General features: G+C 61.5%; 12 protein-coding genes and 2 pseudogenes. 12 read left to right on the top strand and 2 right to left on the bottom strand.

Annotated features, from left to right (window positions below; translation table 11 throughout):
• Positions 1-16: 16 nt before the first annotated feature.
• The 5 genes from METLW4_RS0121450 to repC all read left to right on the top strand — a co-directional run bounded on the left by METLW4_RS0121450 (position 17) and on the right by repC (position 6806).
• A complete protein-coding gene (locus tag METLW4_RS0121450; RefSeq protein WP_157235570.1) occupies positions 17-1798 on the top strand; it encodes a SulP family inorganic anion transporter in 1782 nt (593 codons plus the stop codon).
• 408 nt (positions 1799-2206) lie between these two features.
• Positions 2207-2605 carry a hypothetical protein gene (locus tag METLW4_RS0121445; protein WP_157235568.1) on the top strand — a complete coding sequence of 133 codons (399 nt, stop codon included), beginning with the start codon at positions 2207-2209 and terminating at the stop codon, positions 2603-2605.
• Between the two features lie 521 nt (positions 2606-3126).
• The gene (gene repA, locus METLW4_RS0121440; RefSeq protein WP_051079716.1) at positions 3127-4287 is read left to right on the top strand and encodes a plasmid partitioning protein RepA; all 1161 of its coding nucleotides are present in this window, start codon (positions 3127-3129) and stop codon (positions 4285-4287) included.
• Positions 4284-5300, top strand: coding sequence for a plasmid partitioning protein RepB (gene repB, locus METLW4_RS0121435; protein WP_043333505.1), 1017 nt, complete (start codon positions 4284-4286; stop codon positions 5298-5300). Before repA ends, repB begins: the two co-directional genes overlap by 4 nt.
• Before the next feature lie 171 nt (positions 5301-5471).
• Positions 5472-6806, top strand: coding sequence for a plasmid replication protein RepC (repC, locus tag METLW4_RS0121430; RefSeq protein WP_018268287.1), 1335 nt, complete (start codon positions 5472-5474; stop codon positions 6804-6806).
• 43 nt (positions 6807-6849) lie between these two features.
• Here repC and METLW4_RS25715 read toward each other — a convergent pair.
• Positions 6850-7787 (bottom strand): annotated as a pseudogene (locus tag METLW4_RS25715) (recombinase family protein).
• Positions 7784-8890 (bottom strand): protein adenylyltransferase Fic, encoded by a 1107-nt coding sequence (gene fic / locus METLW4_RS0121420; protein ID WP_018268285.1) that lies wholly within the window; start codon positions 8888-8890, stop codon positions 7784-7786. Before fic ends, METLW4_RS25715 begins: the two are co-directional and overlap by 4 nt.
• Positions 8891-10111: 1221 nt before the next feature.
• Here fic and METLW4_RS0121415 point away from each other — a divergent pair.
• From METLW4_RS0121415 to METLW4_RS0121375, 7 genes and pseudogenes are all read left to right on the top strand, one after another.
• Entirely contained in the window at positions 10112-10612 is a 501-nt protein-coding gene (locus METLW4_RS0121415; protein ID WP_018268284.1) for an RNA polymerase sigma factor, read from the top strand.
• 106 nt (positions 10613-10718) lie between these two features.
• Positions 10719-10874: pseudogene (locus tag METLW4_RS28625) on the top strand (FecR/PupR family sigma factor regulator); the annotation flags it as partial.
• 60 nt (positions 10875-10934) lie between these two features.
• On the top strand, positions 10935-11666 hold the full coding sequence (locus METLW4_RS0121410) for a FecR family protein (RefSeq protein WP_245258547.1): 732 nt from the start codon (positions 10935-10937) through the stop codon (positions 11664-11666).
• 405 nt (positions 11667-12071) lie between these two features.
• A complete protein-coding gene (locus METLW4_RS0121405) occupies positions 12072-14576 on the top strand; it encodes a TonB-dependent siderophore receptor (protein ID WP_026191709.1) in 2505 nt (834 codons plus the stop codon).
• 924 nt (positions 14577-15500) lie between these two features.
• The gene (locus tag METLW4_RS26715) at positions 15501-15998 is read left to right on the top strand and encodes an RNA polymerase sigma factor (RefSeq protein WP_157235566.1); all 498 of its coding nucleotides are present in this window, start codon (positions 15501-15503) and stop codon (positions 15996-15998) included.
• 51 nt (positions 15999-16049) lie between these two features.
• The gene (locus tag METLW4_RS28930; RefSeq protein ID WP_083919351.1) at positions 16050-16739 is read left to right on the top strand and encodes a DUF4189 domain-containing protein; all 690 of its coding nucleotides are present in this window, start codon (positions 16050-16052) and stop codon (positions 16737-16739) included.
• A 446-nt stretch (positions 16740-17185) separates the two neighbouring features.
• Positions 17186-18235, top strand: coding sequence for a pyridoxal phosphate-dependent aminotransferase (locus METLW4_RS0121375; protein WP_018268276.1), 1050 nt, complete (start codon positions 17186-17188; stop codon positions 18233-18235).
• Positions 18236-18266 lie beyond the last annotated feature (31 nt).

Genomic DNA, 18266 nt, shown 5'->3' with positions numbered 1-18266 from the left:
GGAGAAGTTCGATCAAATGACCATCGAGACAGCGATGCGGCCCGTCCCGCTTCGGGATCGGCTCGGCGCCGGGACGCTCTCCAACATTCGCAAGGACTTCGTCGCGGGAATGACGGTTGCGGCGATCTCGCTTCCGCAGAGCATGGCCTATGCGCTCATCGCCGGCGTCGATCCGCGCTTCGGTCTTTATACGGCTATCGTCTTCACTGCCATCGCCGGCGTGCTGGGATCGTCGAATCATCTCGTCAATGGTCCGACGGGAGCCGTCTCGCTCGTCGTCTTCGGCGCTCTCGCCTTCATCGATCCAGACGCCAAGCTCGATGCTTATGAGGCGATGTTCCTGCTCGCCGTGATGATGGGCGTCGTTCAGATCGCCATAGCCGTCACGCGGCTCGGCGATGTGACGCGCTATATTTCGGAGTCCGTGGTCACCGGATTTATCGCCGGAGCGGCCTTTCTCACCATCATCGGCCAAGTGGCCAATGCGCTCGGCGTTCGGGCGCAGGGCACGGGCCATCAGCATGTGCTCTATCGCCTCTATTTGACGTTGACCCAGCCTGCGCCTTTCAACGTAAAGGCGATCGCTATCAGCGGCGGCGCCATCGCCATCGCCATTGCCGCGCGATACGCCGTGAAGCGATTCCGGCTGCCGCAAATCGACATGCTGTTTTCTCTGATCGCGCTGTCGTTCGTCGCCTGGCTCGCAGGCTGGTCGCAAGGGGCTCCAGGCGTAAAGCCGGCGATTCCGCTCATCGAGGCGGTGCCCGCGGCTCTGCCGACGCCCCATATTCCCGAGATCGAGTTCGGTTGGTTCCTCGATCTCGCATCGTCGGCCGTGGCCATCGGCATACTCGGCCTGCTCGAGGCGCTCGCCATCGCCAAGGCCATCGCCCACAAGACGCGTCAGCCGCTCGACTACAATCGGCAATGCCTCGCCGAAGGAGTCGGCAATCTCATCGGCGGCTTCTTCCGTTGCATGCCCGGCGCCGGGTCGCTTTCGCGCACGGCGATCAATTATCAGGCGGGAGCGGTCACACGATTTTCGGGCGTGTTCACGGCTGCCTTCGTAGCGGTCGCGGTGCTGCTGCTCGCGCCTCTGACCGCCTATATTCCCAAGGCTGCTCTCGCTGGGCTCCTCATCGTGGCGGCCGCGCGGCTCATCGATCTCGAGCGGCTGCGCTACACGCTCACTGCCTCGCGTTATGATGCGATCCTCCTTCTCGTCACCACGGCGTCGGCGCTGGCGATCGGAGTCGAGTTCGCGATTCTCATCGGCGCGACTCTGTCGATCGTCTGGTATGTGCTGCGCGCCGCCAGGCTGAAGGCGCAAGAGCTGGTCGTCGCCGACGACGGCGTCGTGCGGGCGCGCATCGCCTCCGATCCGCCGAGCCGAGACGTGCTGATCTATGATTTCGAGGGCGACCTCTTCTTCGGCGCCGCGCCGGATTTCGAGCGTTATCTTCAGTCCGCCGCCGACGAGGCGCAGGCGCGAGGCGTCACATGCATCGTGCTGCGCTTGAAGCGGGTGCGCAATCCAGACGCCGTGGCGCTCGAGGCGCTCGACCATTTCCTCGCCGAAGCGCGCGCCCAGGGGCTCGAGGTTCTGCTCGCCGGCGTCAGGCCTGATCTTCAGGCCGCGCTCGGACGCATGCACATCCTCGATCGCCATCCGGGAGAGCGGATCTTCCCCGAAGAGGAGACGGATTATTCGGCGACCCTCAATGCGGTGCGCGCCGCGCGCGCTCTGGCGTCCGCGCCCCATGCGCGCGAGGCTCAGGCCGTCTATTATCTCGTATGAGGCGTTTCGTGTCTGTCGCCGAGTTCGTTCGGGTGGCGTGAAACGCGTCGCGATAAGCGCCGATGGGAACAGAGCCTCGTTCATGCGCGAGCCGCGGAATGCGCGCCTGCTTTGACATTAATATATAACATCACTAGGAATATGCCGCAGAGCGATGGACATTCCATCGCCAGAACACGACCGCGGAAATGAGAAGGACGAGTGTCGGGACGACGACCGATGACCTTGGCGTCGATGCGCAGGCGTCCGTAATCCCCCCGGGACGAACGACGTCCCCCCCCCTCATATCGAAAGCGCTGAAGCGGATAGACTCTTCGGTCGGGCTTTCGATCGCTGTCGATTCCAGTCGGCCTCCTGGACCCCGGAGAATGGCGATGGGGCATAGCGTTCGACGAGAGGATGATTGGCATGACCATTCGTGTCGGGTTCAGGTCTATCGAAAGCGGAGCCGTCGCCAATGACGGCGAAGACATTGTTCTCCACGCCAAAGCCGATGACGCTGCGGCAGATATTATTTTCCCCACTGACGAAGCGCAGCGCCTTGCGGTTCTGCTCTTGCAATTGGCGCAGATCGCCCGCGAGCTGCGCTCACGTAATGGCCCGATCGACACGCCGATCCTGGAGGGAGAGGCCCTCGAGATTGTCGAGGAGCCCGATTTAAAACGGAAAGTCGTTCGAGTTCGTCTCGTGTCGGACGCTCAGGCTGAGAATGCCGCAAGCCTACGTCTATCCCTGCCCCCAGACGCGCTCCTCGGCTTCGCCGAAGCTATTCTTCGATCGATGCGAGCGGAAGAGCCCGGTCGTTAGGCCGGCGTGCTCGCTGGGTTTCAAGAGCGTCGTCGTGCGGTGCGCATTGGAAGCGTCAAGCGTCACGAGAGCCGGGCCGCTTACGCCCGGCGCTCGCGTTCGGGTGAGGGCACGGCGCTTCGATTGAACCGAGATGTTTCGAATGGCCAATGGCGTCGGCGCGGCGCCTCTATCCGCGCAATCGTGCGATCTCCGCATGGGCTAGGATTGGGAAGGCGCCGTTTCGTTCGGGCGGCTCCGAGCGTCGACGCGACTGCGGTCAGCTTGGCGAAGTCTGGGCGCCGAAGCGCTGAACCGCGTCTCGACTGGCGATCCGCATTGCGCATAGGGGACGAGCGCGTGCATGTGGTGTGGGCTCGGTGGCCGTTAGGACTCGGTTAACCCAATACGACTTGCAAAGAATCGAGAATCGGCCTCTAGTCGCAAACGGAAATTAGCCGTTTAACGCTCAGGAACCGTTTTCTGTGACGAGCAACTTGGACGCCCTGCCCTATTCGGAGCCGGAGAGCGCGCTGCAGCGAATGACCCGGCATGCAAAAGTCTTGTCGGGGCAAATGCAGGCGCTGAGCGCGACGCTTTTTCCGCCGGCCGCGCGGAAGACGCTGCGTTCCTTTTCCTCCGGGGAGGTCGCACGCTTTCTCGGCGTCTCTGACGGTTACCTCAGGCAATTATCGCTCGACGGGCTCGGCCCAATTCCCGCAGTGTCCGGCGGTGGGCGGCGATCCTATACGCCGAGCCAGATCGGTGAGCTGCGGGTCTACCTCGCCGGCGCGCGGCCGAAGGAGGCGCTCGGCTTTTTGCCGCATCGGCGCCTCGGCGACAAATTGCAGGTCATCGCCGTCGCGAATTTCAAAGGCGGGTCGGCCAAGACCACGACCTCCCTCTATCTGGCGCAGTTTCTCGCGCTCGAAGGCTACCGGGTGCTGGCGATCGACCTCGATCCCCAGGCGTCGCTCTCCGCTATGTTCGGCTATCAGCCGGAGTTCGACATAGGGGAAGGCGAAACGCTCTATGGCGCGATTCGCTACGACGAGGCGCGCCGCCCGATGCGGGAGGTGGTGCGGCCCACCTATTTCGCCGGCGTGTCGCTCGTTCCGGGCAACCTCGAGCTCATGGAGTTCGAGCATCACACCCCGCGCGCGATGGCGGAGCGATCGCTGCGCGGCGGCGATCTGTTTTTCCGGCGTGTCGGCGGCGCGATCGACCAGGTCGCCGACGATTTCGACATCGTCGTGATCGATTGCCCGCCGCAGCTGGGCTATCTCACCATGGGCGCGTTGAATGCGGCGACCGCCATGCTCGTGACCATTCATCCGCAGATGGTGGATGTGGCCTCCATGAATCAATTTCTTCTCATGACGTCCGACGTCATGACGGTCATTGAGGAGGCCGGCGGCCAGCTGGATTATGACTTTATCCGATATGTCGTGACGCGGCATGATCCCAATGACGTGCCGGAAACGCAGATCGTCGCTCTGCTGCGCAATCTTTTCGACGAGGATGTGCTGGGCGCGACGGTTTGGAAATCGACGGCCATAGCCAATGCCGGGCTCACCAAGCAATCACTCTACGAGCTCGACAAGGGTTCGGTCGGGCGCGCCGCTTTCGAGCGCGGGCTCGATTCTGTGAACGGCGTCAATCGCGAAATTCTCGGCCTCATGAAGAAGGTGTGGCGGCGATGAGCAAGCGCACGGATACGATCCGCTCCCTGTTCGCGCAGCCCCCTGCCCCGATGTTGTCTGCAGACAACAATCCAGAGCCGCGCCGAGTGGCGGCCGGCGCCGTGCGCTCGATGAAGGAGACTTTCTCCGACATAGAGCGAGAAAATGAGGCGCTGCGCGCCCGCATTGCCGCAGGCGAGCAGGTTGTCGATGTCGATCCTGGCGCGATCGATCCTTCCCCTTACGCCGATCGCTTTCTCCAGGAGGAGGACGCCTCCTTCGAGGCGCTGAAGCAATCGATAGCCGACCGCGGGCAGGAAATCCCCGTCTTGCTGCGCCCCAACCCGACGCTGGCAGGACGCTATCAGACGGCTTTCGGGCATCGCCGCATTCGCGCAGCGCTCCAGCTCGGCCGTCCCGTGAAAGCGATCATTCGCGCGCTCGGCGATGATGATCTCGTCATCGCGCAGGGCGTCGAAAATTCGGCGCGCGAGGATTTGAGCTTCATCGAGCGCGCGGTCTTCGCCCGGCGCTTGGAGAGCGCCGGGCGAAGCCGTTCTGTGATTCAGCAGGCGCTGGCCATCGACAGGGCCGAGGCCTCCAAGCTGATTTCGGTCGCCAAGGCGGTCCCAGATGATGTCGTTCGAGCGATCGGAAAGGCGCCGAGAATCGGCCGCGGCCGCTGGCAGGAATTCGCCGAGCTGCTGCGCGAAGGTTCAGCACTGAAGAGGGCGCGGGACGCGATCACCCTGCCCGCCTTCTCGTTGCTCGACGGCGACGCGCGTTTTGCACGGGCGCTCGCCGCCGCAAAGCGGGGGGAGGCGGAGCAGCGCCCTGCCCGGCCGATCATAGAAATCAAGAACTCCGCCGGCCAGTCGGTCGCGGAAATTCGCGCCTCTGAGCGCGATGTCAAAGTAACTCTGGCGAAAGTGGACGGAAGCGCATTTGCGCGGTTCCTCGCTGCGCGCCTACCCGAGTTGCTCGAGGAGTATCGTTCTTTCGACGCCATCGACGGCGCATCGAAAGGCGCGTGAGAGTCGACGAGAGGAGAACCCAGCAAAAGAAAAAGGCCCCCGAAACGATCACGCCCCGGAAGCCCTTCTCGATGTGTTGCGACTGAGAGAATCCCACTTCCGCGAATCGCTGTCAAGAGTCGGCGCCGTTTCGGCGAGCGGATTTCTTTTGCCTGAACGAGGCAAAGGATCATGCAGACACGTCCAACGACGCCCTTTGGGCGGCGGCCGCTGTCGCTCGCCATGGTGGCGAGCCAGGCCGCGACCGAGAATTTCGCCGCCAAGCCGGGCGCATCCGAAACAGTCGTCCATAAGTGGCGGCTGTTCCGCGCGCTCACCGAGGCCAAAGAGCCGCTCGGCGTCACCGAGCGCGCGCTATCGGTGCTGCACGCGCTGCTGAGCTTCCACCAGGAGACCGCGCTCAGTCTGCCGGAGGTCGCTTCGATGTCCGCCGAGGCGGGCTCGGCCGGCGCCGGAATCGTCGTGTTTCCTTCGAACAAGGAACTCTCGATCCGCGCCCATGGCATGGCGCCGGCGACTTTGCGCCGGCATCTCGCCTGCTTGGTCGACGCCGGGCTCATCATCCGCCGTGATTCCCCGAACGGCAAACGCTTCGCCCGGAAAGGGCAGGGGGGAGCGATAGCGGACGCCTTCGGCTTCGACCTCGCGCCACTCGTGGCGCGCTCGAGCGAAATCGAGAATCTCGCCGAGGAGGTGCGGGCCGAGAACCGCGCGATCGCGTTGCTGCGGGAAAAGATCACCCTCACCCGCCGCGACATTGTCAAAATGATCGAGACAGCATTGGAGGAGGGCGTCTCGGGCGATTGGGACGAGGCGCATCAGCGCTATGCGACGCTTTCGGGGCGCTATGGACGGGGGCTTTCCCGCGCCGATCTGGAGGCTTTGACCGGCGAACTGGCCGCTCTAGCGGCGGAAATCCACAAGTCGCTGGAAACGCATATAAAAGCTCAAAATATGAGCGGCAATGAGTCTCAAACTGAGCGTCACATACAGAATCAAACCACAAACTCTTCTGATCTTGAACCTAGCCTTCAAGAAGGCAGGGCTCAGCCACCCCAGCCAAATCTCGAAGAGCCCGGGGGAGCGATCGATCGCGCCCCAGAAACATCCCCAGATCGTCCTCGAACCGTCGATCCAAAACCGCCGCTTCGCGCCTATCCGCTCGGAATGGTGCTGGAGGCCTGTCCAGACATCGTCGATTACGGCCCGAGTGGCGAAATCTCGTCATGGCGAGACCTCGCTGCTGCGGCGGCGACAGTGCGCTCGGCGCTCGGCGTGTCGCCGGACGCCTGGTCACAGGCCCTGGATGTTCTGGGCGAGCATGACGCCTCCATCGTCATCGCCGCGATCCTGCAACGCGGCGATGAGATCAAGAGCGCCGGCGGCTATCTTCGCGTCCTGACCGAAAAGGCGAGGGCAGGGGAGTTCTCGCTCGGACCCGTGCTGATGGCGCTGTTGCGCGGCAAGGCCGCGAAGGCGGCGCGCGAACGAAAGAAAACGGGGTGACGCGGGGATGGATTATTGGATCGAGCCCCGGCGGTCCGCTCGCTCACAGCGTTTCGGCGTCGAGCAATCGGAGCTTTTCGGCGCGATCGAGTAGGCTTTTGACGGAGGAGGGCGCCCAGCGGGTTCCGCCGCGCGGCGTGCGCTCATACATAGCCTCGAGCTGCGCGCCGATCTGCGCGAGCGTCAGATCGGGATTGGCCCGCTTGATCCCGGCGACGAGCGTGACCAGGCGTTCGCTGCTGACTTTTCGGCTGGCGGCTTGATGGAGGAGGCGGGGCTCGATCAAGCCCTCGGCGACGAAGCATTTGACGGCGCGCTTCAGGCTCTCGACGGTCCATTGGGGCAGGGGAGCGCCTGAAGCGGCATCGCGCTTGGCGTTGAGCACGCGCACGACGTCCTGCCAGCGGTGATCCGGGGCGCATTTGCCGGACGACCGGCAGCCAATGTTCGGCCGTTCGGTTGACGCGCTCGAAATAATTCGCCGCCTTGGCGTCGACGATGCGCTGGATGGCGTCGCGGTCGCCCGGCGCGGAGCTTTGGATTGCCGCCGATGCGGCCGCGCTTCTTGGCGGCGCGCAGGCCGTCCTTGGTGCGCTCCCGGATCAGGGCGCGCTCCAATTCCGCTACGGCGCCGAGAACCTGCAGGGCGAACCGGCCTTGCGGGGTCGTGGTGTCGATGGGATCGGCGAGCGATTTGAAATGCGCGCCCTTGGCGTCGAGCTCGGCGATCACGGCCAGGAGATGCGACAGCGAGCGGGCCAAACGGTCGAGCCGTGCGACGACCAGCACATCGCCGCGTCGCACGCGCGAAAGAGCCTTGGCGAGTTCCGGCCGTGAGGCTTTCGCCCCCGACATATGCTCACGAAAAATCTCGACGCAGCCGGCCGCCTTCAGCACATCGGTCTGCGCGTCGGTGACCTGCTCCTCGGTCGAGACGCGAGCATAGCCGATAAGCCGGCCCCTGACGTTCGAATCCGTCATCGGGAGACGACGTCCGATCCGCCGCGGTCGGAAAGAAGCGTCAGCAGGGAGGGGTTCGTGTAAATTTTCTCTCTGCCTGCTTCAATCTCTTGAAGAAGCTCGAGGGACGCGAGGGCTTTCAGATAAACGGAAGCGGATTGGCGCTTGGCGATGCCCGCGCCGACCAGATCGGCGATTCGGCAATAGGGATTGACGAATATGATCTCGGCCAATTCGCGAGAATAGATTTTCGGCAAGCCGCGCCGGATTTGTTCGGCCGTCACATCGAGCAGGTTGCGGATCGCCCAGATTTTTGCGGTCGACCACGTCGCGGTTTCGCGTATGGCGGCGAGCATGAACAAGATCCATGGCTCCCACGCGTCATCCGTCGTGACCGCGAGCAGGCCATCGTAGTATGACTTTTTATTATCAATGATATAGCGGCTCAAATACAGGACGGGAATGTCGAGCAGTCCTTGTTCGACGAGGAACAGCAGATTGAGAACTCGGCCCGTGCGACCGTTGCCGTCTGTGAACGGATGGATCGCTTCGAACTGATAATGCATGATGGCGAGCCGGATCAGCGGATCGACGCTGTCGTCCGCGTGGATGTAGCGTTCCCAATCGGCGAGTTTATCGCGCAGCAATTCGGCTCCCTCGGGCGGCGTGTAAACCACTCGGCCCGTCGCCTCGTTCAGCAACGCCGTGCCCGGGGTTGCGCGGATATCGAGATCCACTCCTTTGATGGTCCGACATATCTCGATGGCGTTCCGCGTCGAAAGCGGGCGATCTTTCAGACTCTCGAAGCCCTGATAAAGCGCCGTGCGATAGCGGAGCGCCTCCTTGGTCGCGGGGTCGACGCCAGCTTCTGGCCGGTTGGCGAAGCGGAATAGCCGGTCCGTGGTCGTGACGATGTTTTCGATCTCGGAGCTTGCTTGCGCTTCGAGGAGGGGAATCGAATTGATCAGAACCGACGGGTTTGGGATCAGCCGGCCCGAAATCTTGAGCTCGGCCAGCGCGGAGCGGGCGCCGACGCAGGCCTTGAGAATGGCCTTGGTCTCGACGTCCTGGCTCGGCGGCAGAGCTGGAAGGTCATTGTAAGGGCGTGCAGGGTCGAACGACATGTCGAAGAAACCTCTGTCGATCGACAGATTGCTCCCGAGATGTCGATGAGATCGACAAATGCCGGAAACGTGTCGATGATTCGAGTTTCTATCGACATACAAGCTCCAGCGCAATAGGCAAATACATAATTGCACGTGACTACAAATCGGTCGTTTGAAAACGCAGCCGAAGGCCGAAATCCACCGACCCCACCCGGGGGAAAGCAGGAGAAAGGCCGGAAAAACACGCCTTTTCGTCGATTTGCTGGCCGAAAGCTCGTCTCCAGAGCCGTTCCGAGGCTCGCTTTCGGCGGCCGCGGCGGCGCTTTTCGATCCAAGCCGCGAAGGAGAAAAAGGCACCTTCTATCATTCAAGCTAAACTAGAAATAACTTGAAAAATATCTTGGTTCGCACGGAATTAGAATGCGGTTAGATCTTCCCGGCTCGGTTTCATTAGAGCGCCTCCAAACGCCCTTCGAGAGCGGGCCCGGACGCCCTCGCACGTTTCGACGAGCGGCTTCGCTCCAGTCCCGTCGCCGAAGCCTTCGTTCTTCGCGCGCATTTCCACGACGCCTGCGCCGCTATGTGGCGCGTGGGCGAATTCGTCCAGATCGAGGAGCCTCGTCTCATTCCACCGCGCCCCTCACTACCGCCTGGACAAGCGCTAGATGTCCCAGAGCCTTGACCGACGCCGGAGACCGAGCTTACAAATCGCTCATGGCGGATTGGGGATCTCAGCGGAAAGGAGCAGCGAGCGCCCTCTTTGGCGCTTTGATTTGCTTGGTCGCGTTGCAGGGAATTATTTTCTCTGCACGTACCGCTGCCGCGTTTCGATTTCATGCCTCCGCCTCAGTCGCGGCGGCAAATTATGAGATTTGCAGAATCGGCTCAGAGTCGGATCGAGGCGCACCTATTGATGAACGCCACACGACCGATCAGTGCTGCCTTCTCTGCGGGGCCGGTGGACGGGGCGATCCGCCCACTCTGCTTTCATTCCTCGCAGTTGTTGGCGATTTTTTCACCCGTCCAGCCTCGACCGGCGTCCCCCTCGCCGCGGTCGACGATTTCGACCGCAGCCTCGAACCTTGGGCAAATTCTCACCTCGCTCGCGCTCCGCCGTCTCTGTCCTGAACGCGAGTCTCCCTGATCTAGAGCGGGGAGATCGTTGGAGGCGGGAACCGCTCGTGGCGGCCTCTCGCTTCGCTGTCATCGCGAATTCGAGGCTCCAGCGGAAGCCCGCCCATGTCCAAGACCAAAGGCCGTTTGATCGGCGAACTCTTCGAGCGCAACAAGCGCGATCTTCTCGGCTGCCTGACGCGGCGCGTGGGCCACGAAGATGCTTTTGATCTTCTACAAGAGACTTTTATGCGACTTATGCGCCGTCGGGAGATCGAGCCGATCGTCGACGAGGACGCCTATCTGCGAACAACGGCGATCAATCTCGCACGCGACTTATCCCGCCACCGCAAGAGCATGGCCAAGCACGTCGCGCCGGGCGATATTCCGACTGAGATCGCCGAGGCTGGGCTCGATCCATCACAGATTTGCGAGGCGAAGGAAAGCGTCCGCTTGTACTACGCTGCGTTGACCGGTCTACCCCCCAAGTGCCAGGAGGTGTTCATCTTGCGCCGCTTCCATGATCTCTCGCCGGACGAGATTGCTCATAGATTGGGCATTTCCCGAAACATGGTCCTCAAACATCTACGATTGGCGCTAGAGCGGTGCCATGCGGCGCTCGACTAAAATTTTTCCGCGAGGCAAGCTCCTTGCGACTGTCGACATACGTCCTCTTACAGTAAGGGATCAGTGGCGGCGGTGACGCCCGATAAGAGGCAGATTGGCGCGACGTATGGAGGATGACGACGCTCTTTTTGATCGATCGAGCCGTCGTCGAGCGGCCATCGAATGGTGGACGCGCCTCGATTGCCGAGCCCCGACGCCGCAGGAGCGCGAGGCGTTCGTCCTTTGGCTGACATGTGACCCGTCGAACCGCGAAGCATTCGAAAAGGTTTGCCGTATCTGGGGCGATCTCGAAGGCCTCCGGCCATTCATCGACGAGTTCGAGGTGGCCCCGCCGCGCCGGACGCCGCATGCTCGCGTCGCCGCCGGCCTCGTGGGGCTCGCTTTCGCGCTGCTGTCCTATGTCTTCTTCGACGACGCCTGGATCATGCTACGGGCGCAGGCCAGCACCGGCGTCGCGGAGACGCGGATGGTCCCGCTCGCGGATGGCTCTCGGATCGAACTCGGCCCTCGCTCCGCCATCTCGCTGGATTTCGACGAAGGCAAGAGGAATGTGACGCTCCTGAAGGGGCAGGCATGGTTCGAGGTCGCGCCGGACGCCGGTAGGCCTTTCTCTGTTCTGGTCGCCCGCGGCTCGGTGACGGCTCTCGGCACCAGTTTCGACATTTCGACCACAGGCGAGCGAACCGAGGTCACAGTCGCGCAGCATCGCGTGCGCGTCATGGCGGGCGGCCCGGCGATCATCGTCGATGAAGGCGAACAGAGCGCTTTTGGGCCGGGCGCCGCCGCGGTTGATCCATATCGGGTGCAGGTCGACCATGTGACCGCATGGCGGCGCGGAAAGCTGATTTTCGACGACAGGCCGCTCACCGAGGTTGTCTCCGTCCTCGGACATTATCTGCGCGGATATATTTTGATTCTCGATCCCTCGATCCGCGAGAGGCGTGTGAGCGGCGTGTTCGATGCGGCGGAGCCAATGGCTGCGATTTCCGCGATCGAGAAGGCCCTCGGCCTTCGCGCTCTCGATCTCGGCTATCTCGTCGTGCTCACGGGATAAAAAGAAGAAAGTTGTGCTCTTCGACCTCCCCGGACGAGGGCCGGGCAGGCTCTCATCTCGGCTTTCCGCAAAGTCGAGGATCCATTTGCACCACAACCGGCGCGCGGACCAGCTGCGCTCGACCATGCCTTTTTCCGCGCGGCCGCGTCCCCTATCACGGCCGCCGTTCGTCTTGTTGTATAGCGGGCCGTCTTCGCCGTCGGGCGAAGGCGGCGGCCTCGGCTACCGCGTCGCGCTCGCGGCAAAGAGAAAGGAGAATTTTTTAACTCGTCGACCTCCCTGGAGGAGGAGAGCTTCGTCCTTGTCAGAGTGGGAGGCGCTGTGCCTGCCGCTAGGAGACGGGACGGAACCAAATCGATGTCGGATCGGATTCCCAATGGAAGCAAGTCGGCGAAGGGTGGGATGATGAGCGCCACGGCGATCGCGTCCGTGATGAGCGCCATCGCGTTCGGCTCGAACGCGGATCGCGCCGAAGCGCATGCGCAGATGTCGCAGCAGGAAATCTCCGAGATCGTCCGCAGCTACGATATTCCGGCCGGCCCCATGTCGACCGCGTTGAACAGCGTCGCCGATGCGAGCGGCGTGCGCATCGTCTATGATTCGCGCCTCACCCGCTCCCATCGGACCAGAGGATTGACCGGCCAGCACAGCCTCGCCGAAGCGCTGTCGGAAGTTCTGTCTGGAACCGGCTTGAAATATGAGCTGTCGCCCAACGGAAAATCCGTGGTGATCGTTCTCGCCCAGGCGACCGAAGTGCGCAATGACGCGAGCCCGGAGGGCGCGACGCCGCTGCCGACGATCGATATCGGACACGAATCGAACGCCGATCGCGCGGGTCGTCGCGTTGGCGGCGCTCCCCAGGGCCCCGGCGATCGCATGACCGGATATAAGGCCGAAAACGCGTCCAGCGCCATGAAGATGGACATGCCGCTGCTGAAAACGCCGGTCGCTGTTCAGGTGGTGACGCGGCAGCTGATGGACGATCAGCAAGCGATCAGCGTCAAGGACGCGATCGTCACCAATGTCAGCTCCGTGCAAACGACTCCGGGCTTTTCCGAATCTTATAAAATTCGTGGATTTTCCAGCAATGGCAACGCTTATAAGAACGGCCTGATGGAATACCGAATGCGCTATCTCGACACCGCCAATCTGCAATCGGTCGAGGTGCTGAAAGGTCCGGCGGCGATTCTCTATGGCCGCGTGGAGCCCGGCGGCCTTATCGATCTCGTGGTGAAGCGCCCGTTGGAGACGCCTTATTATTCCGTTCAGCAGCAGAACGGCTCTTATGGACTTACCCGAACGACGGTCGACGCCACCGGTCCGCTGACGCCGGACAATGTATTCGGATATCGGATCAACGGCGAATTCTACCACACTTATTCCTATCGGGATTTCGTGAAGGACCAGAATATTTTTCTGGCGCCGACGCTGAGCTTTCATCCGACCGAGCAATTTCGGATGAACATAGATTTCGAATATCAGCATCGCACTTGGGTCGACGACTATCCCGTGCTGCCGGCGATCGGCTCCTATCCTGCGCCGATACCGATCTCGCGCTATCTTCAGACTCCGCTTTTGACGACGACCTCTCCGCACGAATACGACAAGAAGCGCGTCGCCTATGACTGGACCTATGATTTCTTCCCCGGTTGGAGCCTCACCAATCGGATGAGCTATTCGACATTCGACGACAGCCAGATCAACGCGCTCGGCTCGACCATCAATCAAGCGACCGGCGTTCTCACGCGCACATTGACGAACTCCACGCTCGGCGGCGGATTCCACGAATTCGACTTCGCGACCAATTTGGACCTCAAAGGCAAGTTCGAGACGGGTCCGCTATCGCATTCGACCCTCGTCGGCTATGACTATCTCAGCACTCATATGCCGATGTACACGAATATATTCGCAGCGACGAGCTCGATAAACATCTATGCTCCCAATTATTGGACGCTCGACAATCCCTTCGCCGCCCCACAATATATCACGCAGGATCAACGCTGGACCGGCGTCTATGCGCAGGACATGGTCTCCTTCTTCGACGACTCGGTTCATGTGCTGCTGGGCGGGCGCTATGATTGGGCGGAAACGGGCAGCAATAAGACCGTCACCTCGCTCGCCGGCGCTCTCGCTTCCTACACCACGGTCTATAATAAGGCGTTCAGCCCCAGAGTCGGCCTCGTCTATCAGCCGACGCCATGGCTCTCGCTCTACGGCAATTTCACGCGTTCCTTCGGCTTGAACAATACGACCAGCCTCGGAGTGGCGCTTCCGCCGCAAAAAGGGGAGCAGTTCGAAGGCGGAGTCAAAGCGGAGCTCCTCGACGGTCGGCTGACGGCGACGCTCGCCTATTTCGACATCACAAAGACGAATATTCCGACGCCGGACCCCACCAATGCGAGCAATTCGCTGGTCATCGGAAAAGCGCGCAGCCGCGGCGTCGAATTCGATCTCATGGGCCGCATCGACGACAATTGGAGCGTCATCGCCAATTACACGCATGACGATGTGCGCACGATGCAAGGCGCGCTGACCTATAATCCGGCCACGCTGATGACGACGCAACTCGCGGTCGCCGGCTATAAGCTGCCCGGCAGCCCGCGCAACTACGGCAACCTCTGGGTCAAATATGCAGCCGATGGCGAATTGCGCGGTCTGAGCCTCGGAGCCGGCGTCACCGTCGTCGACGATTCCTTTGGCGATAACGCCAACACATTGATCCTGCCGAGCTATGCGCTGCTCAATGGCATGGTTGCCTATACGACCGAGATCGCGGGCTACAAGGTGACCGCGCAACTCAACGTCAAGAACATAACCGACGCCATCTATTATCCTACGGCGAGCAGCAGGACGACGATTCAAACGGGAACGCCGCGCAGCTTCCTCGGCTCGCTCCGATGGGAGTTCTGAACGGGAAAAGCGGACGCCTTCCGCCTCGAGCGGAAGGCCTCATCTAGCGGGCGCGCGCCTCACGCGACGACGCCTACTATTGCATCGATGAAAGCGAGGCGACTGAAACCGATCGTCAGAGGAAACAAAATGCGGCTATTGCGATTTTCGAAGGAAATGAGGGCGCAAAGCGCTCTGTCACATATAAATTGTCTCGGCGCTCGAACGGCCACATTCGCCGCGCCGACATCACATCGAACGCGCGTCATAGGCGCGAGCGCGACCGCTTTGGCTTGGCGCGCTCGTCGCATCGACACCGCATGACGCGGCACATCCAGCGCGCTCCGAGCGAAGCCGCCTCTAACCAAGCGTGGCGACGGACGCCGCCGATGGACAACTGACCAGGCGACCCGGGAAAGCCGAAGCAGCTCACGTCCGAGACGACGAGCGGACCCGACCCAAATTTCAACGCCTCTTCCATTCGGTGAAGAGCGATTGATTTGTCGCGACGTCGCTCCCGCCTTTTTAGCTTCTCGCAATCTCATTCGAGGCGGATTGGCATGCAAAGAGAAAGAGAGCTCGTCGCTCGCCTGCGACGTGAATCGCCTTTCGCGGCGCAGGGCCGCCCCGCGCTATTACCGTTCTCGCGTAGCCGTTTGGTCGATGACCGGCGCTTGCCCCGCCCCACGGCGATCGAAGTTCTTCGACGCTGCGAAGGGTTCGGACTCATGTGCCGGATCGCGCTCGCGGATGCGTCGATCGCCCCCACCGTCTTGGTCGTGCCGATGAATCAGATCGCTTTGAACCGAAGCCATTCTCATATTCGGTCGTCGGGCGAATCCATGAAGAAGCTCGGCGGCGAAGGAGGCGATCGATCGCGCCATAGACGCTAGAGCCCACAGAACGCCTGTTTCACCACTTCCGAGCGAAGCTATGGAGATGCGCATGACAGCGAAGGAGAAGTCGGTCCAACAGCTCTACCGGGACTATGCGCCCAGATTACGTCAATTCGCCAGCCGTCGACTCGGTTGGGAAGAATCTGAAGACATCGTTCAGGAGGCCTATCTGCGACTGGTGAAGGAAGGAGCCGAAAAGCTAACCTGTCCGCGCGCCTATCTATATCGCATCACCGCCAATCTCGTCACCGACATGCACAGGCGGCGAAAGCTCCGCTCCGCCTTTACCGACGCCGCGACGCCCTTCGACGAATCCGTTCATTCCGACACGCCGAATGTCGCCGAGCCTCACGACTATTCCTCGACATTCGAACAGCTGTCGCCATTGCGCAAGCAGATCATCCTCTTGAAAGTGGTCGACGGCGCCACCAACATCGAAATCGCCGACCGTTGCGGCGTATCGACACGAACGGTGGAAAGGCATTTGACCAAAGCCCGTGGCGATTTACGCGATAGCATGGCGTTTCAATCGTCGAATCCTGCATGACTTTTCGGCAGGCGCGCGCATTCGCCGACTCATCGAAAATCGAGCTCGTTCATGACTGAACCAATCTCACTATTTCACGCTCACGCCCACAGGCCGAAGAGAATGCGCCTCGGGCGCGGCGCCGCATACGTCCTATCGACGTGGATTTTGCTCATATCGGGAGCCTCTTCGGGCTCTCGGGCGGAGTCGGCTCTCGCGCTCGGGCGACGCGACAATGGGGAATGGCTGACGGGCTCCGCGCGCGGCTTTTCAGACCCGCACGGGGCCGCGCGATTCGCCGTTTATGTCTGCGGCGGCGAGAGAAGCGCCTGCACGGTCGCGCAGTCGTTTCACGACGGCTGCGCCGCCGTCGCGGCGAGTCTCGACGGATCTCGCTACGTAGCGGCGCTCGGCGACAGCCTCGCTCATGCACGAGACAAAGCCGACGCCGAATGCCGTGCGAAAGGTCCCTGCAAGATCATCGAAACAGTCTGCGAAAATGACGAGGGCGCCGACGCGGATGCGCATCGCGCCGGATCGGCGAAACCCTTCGATCCGGGCATGGCGAGATATATCGAGAGCTGGCGCAGGTGCTTCAAAAAGCCGAATTCGCCGACATCGATCGCCGCCGCGACCGATGCTTGCGCGCAGGCGCTCGCATTTCCGCAAATTCCTCGCTCCGAAAGCGATAAGATCGAGGCGCATCGCGCACGATTGTCGAAAGCGCTGGAGCTGAGCCTCCCCGACACGACCGCCCGATAAGAAACATGACGAACGGCGTCACTGCTGTGAGGCCGTTCGCTTCCACATCTGCGGCTCGAGCGGGCGTTCGTTCGAGGTTCGCGCATAAGTTCCGGCGTCGACGTATGTCTCTTTCTAGTCGATCGCCGCGACATAGATCGATCGAGCGAATTTTTCGGTATCACGAGAAATTTTTTTTTCGCCCATGTCGGTTTCGATCGCATCGGTGCGTCTCTCATGACGAGTGAATGATCCGACATGTTTCGTGAATGACTCGCAGATGCGCGAGGCGCCATCGTCCCATGTCTCGATGAAGCACACAGAGCGAGCCCAGGCATGGCCACGATAGCTTTCACCATCGGTAGAACAGGAGACGCGCCTTGTCGGTCCTGATCGATGTTCTCGCGCAAACAGCGCCCTCTGCGATGCCCCGGCCGCAAGCCAAGAAACGCTTGGGAGCGACGCCGATGTACGGCGCGATTCCGCGGGGCGACGGCCTTTGTCTCGACGCCAATGAGATGCGTTTTCCTCTCCCGGACGAATTCCTGGCGCGTGTCGCGCGAGAGATTTCGACGATCGACTTTCGACGCTATCCAGATGCGATGGAGATCGATGCGCTCGAGGCCGCGATCGCTGCGAATATCGGCGTGCGGGCCAAAAATATTCTTCTCGGCGTCGGCTCGACGGAAATGCTCGATCTTGTTTGTCGTGCCTTCGGGGGCCCGTTCGAAGCGGTGGTCGTTCCGACGCCGACATTCCCGCTCTACGGGCATTTCGCCGCGCTCAACGACAAAGGCTTCGTCACTGTTCCGCTCGACGACGCATTTGCCTTGTCGACGGAGGTCGTCGACAAAATGACGGCGGTGGACGGCGCAAAAATATTTTATGTCGGCAATCCCAATAATCCGACCGGCCGCGCCCTGGATCGCGCCATATTCGAGCGGCTCGCGGTGTCCACGAGCGACCTGCTGTGCCTGGACGAAGCATATTCCGCCTATGCCGACGTCTCCTATGCGACGGATGCGATCGATCGCCACAATGTAATCGTCGCGCAATCATTTTCGAAGATCGGACTCGCGGGGTGCCGATTGGGATATCTCGTCGCATCGGAGCCGCTCATTGACGAATTGGAACGAGCCTCGCTCCCTTACCGCGTGAATGCGATGACCGCATGCGTCGCGCGAATCTTTCTCGAAGAAACCGCTCTGTTCCAACCGCTCATCGACCAGGTGAAGCGCGAGCGTGAGCGCTTGCGCGAGGAACTGGCGAGGATGCCGGGCTTTTCTCCTTTTCGCTCGGAAGGCAATTTCCTCTTTTGCGCGACGCCGCGGACTGGCGCGAGCGTCGCGGAGGAATTGAGAGAGAGATTTCGCATCTTCGTCAAAGCGTTTCCTCCGACCTCTCGGATCGGAAAGCATTTGCGCATCACTGTCGGGACGCCGTCGGAAAACGATGCGCTCCTCGAAGCGCTCGCATCACTGTCGCCCGTCGAGAGCCGCGAATCTCTTTCGACATAAAGAGCGAAACGCGACACGGAATCGTCTTCCG

The sequence above is a fragment of the Methylosinus sp. LW4 genome (assembly GCF_000379125.1).
GTDB lineage: Bacteria > Pseudomonadota > Alphaproteobacteria > Rhizobiales > Beijerinckiaceae > Methylosinus.
Note: the sequence above shows the minus strand (reverse complement) of the source record. Positions and strands in the feature narration are given on the sequence as shown.

Coding starts and splice junctions, on each gene's coding strand:
- METLW4_RS0121405 (WP_026191709.1), top strand. CDS start 12,072: ATGAGCGCCACGGCGATCGCGTCCGTGATGAGCGCCATCGCGTTCGGC.
- METLW4_RS0121375 (WP_018268276.1), top strand. CDS start 17,186: ATGTACGGCGCGATTCCGCGGGGCGACGGCCTTTGTCTCGACGCCAAT.
- METLW4_RS0121450 (WP_157235570.1), top strand. CDS start 17: ATGACCATCGAGACAGCGATGCGGCCCGTCCCGCTTCGGGATCGGCTC.
- METLW4_RS0121415 (WP_018268284.1), top strand. CDS start 10,112: ATGTCCAAGACCAAAGGCCGTTTGATCGGCGAACTCTTCGAGCGCAAC.
- METLW4_RS26715 (WP_157235566.1), top strand. CDS start 15,501: ATGACAGCGAAGGAGAAGTCGGTCCAACAGCTCTACCGGGACTATGCG.
- repB (WP_043333505.1), top strand. CDS start 4,284: ATGAGCAAGCGCACGGATACGATCCGCTCCCTGTTCGCGCAGCCCCCT.
- fic (WP_018268285.1), bottom strand. CDS start 8,890: ATGTCGTTCGACCCTGCACGCCCTTACAATGACCTTCCAGCTCTGCCG.
- repC (WP_018268287.1), top strand. CDS start 5,472: ATGCAGACACGTCCAACGACGCCCTTTGGGCGGCGGCCGCTGTCGCTC.
- repA (WP_051079716.1), top strand. CDS start 3,127: ATGACCCGGCATGCAAAAGTCTTGTCGGGGCAAATGCAGGCGCTGAGC.
- METLW4_RS0121445 (WP_157235568.1), top strand. CDS start 2,207: ATGACCATTCGTGTCGGGTTCAGGTCTATCGAAAGCGGAGCCGTCGCC.
- METLW4_RS28930 (WP_083919351.1), top strand. CDS start 16,050: ATGACTGAACCAATCTCACTATTTCACGCTCACGCCCACAGGCCGAAG.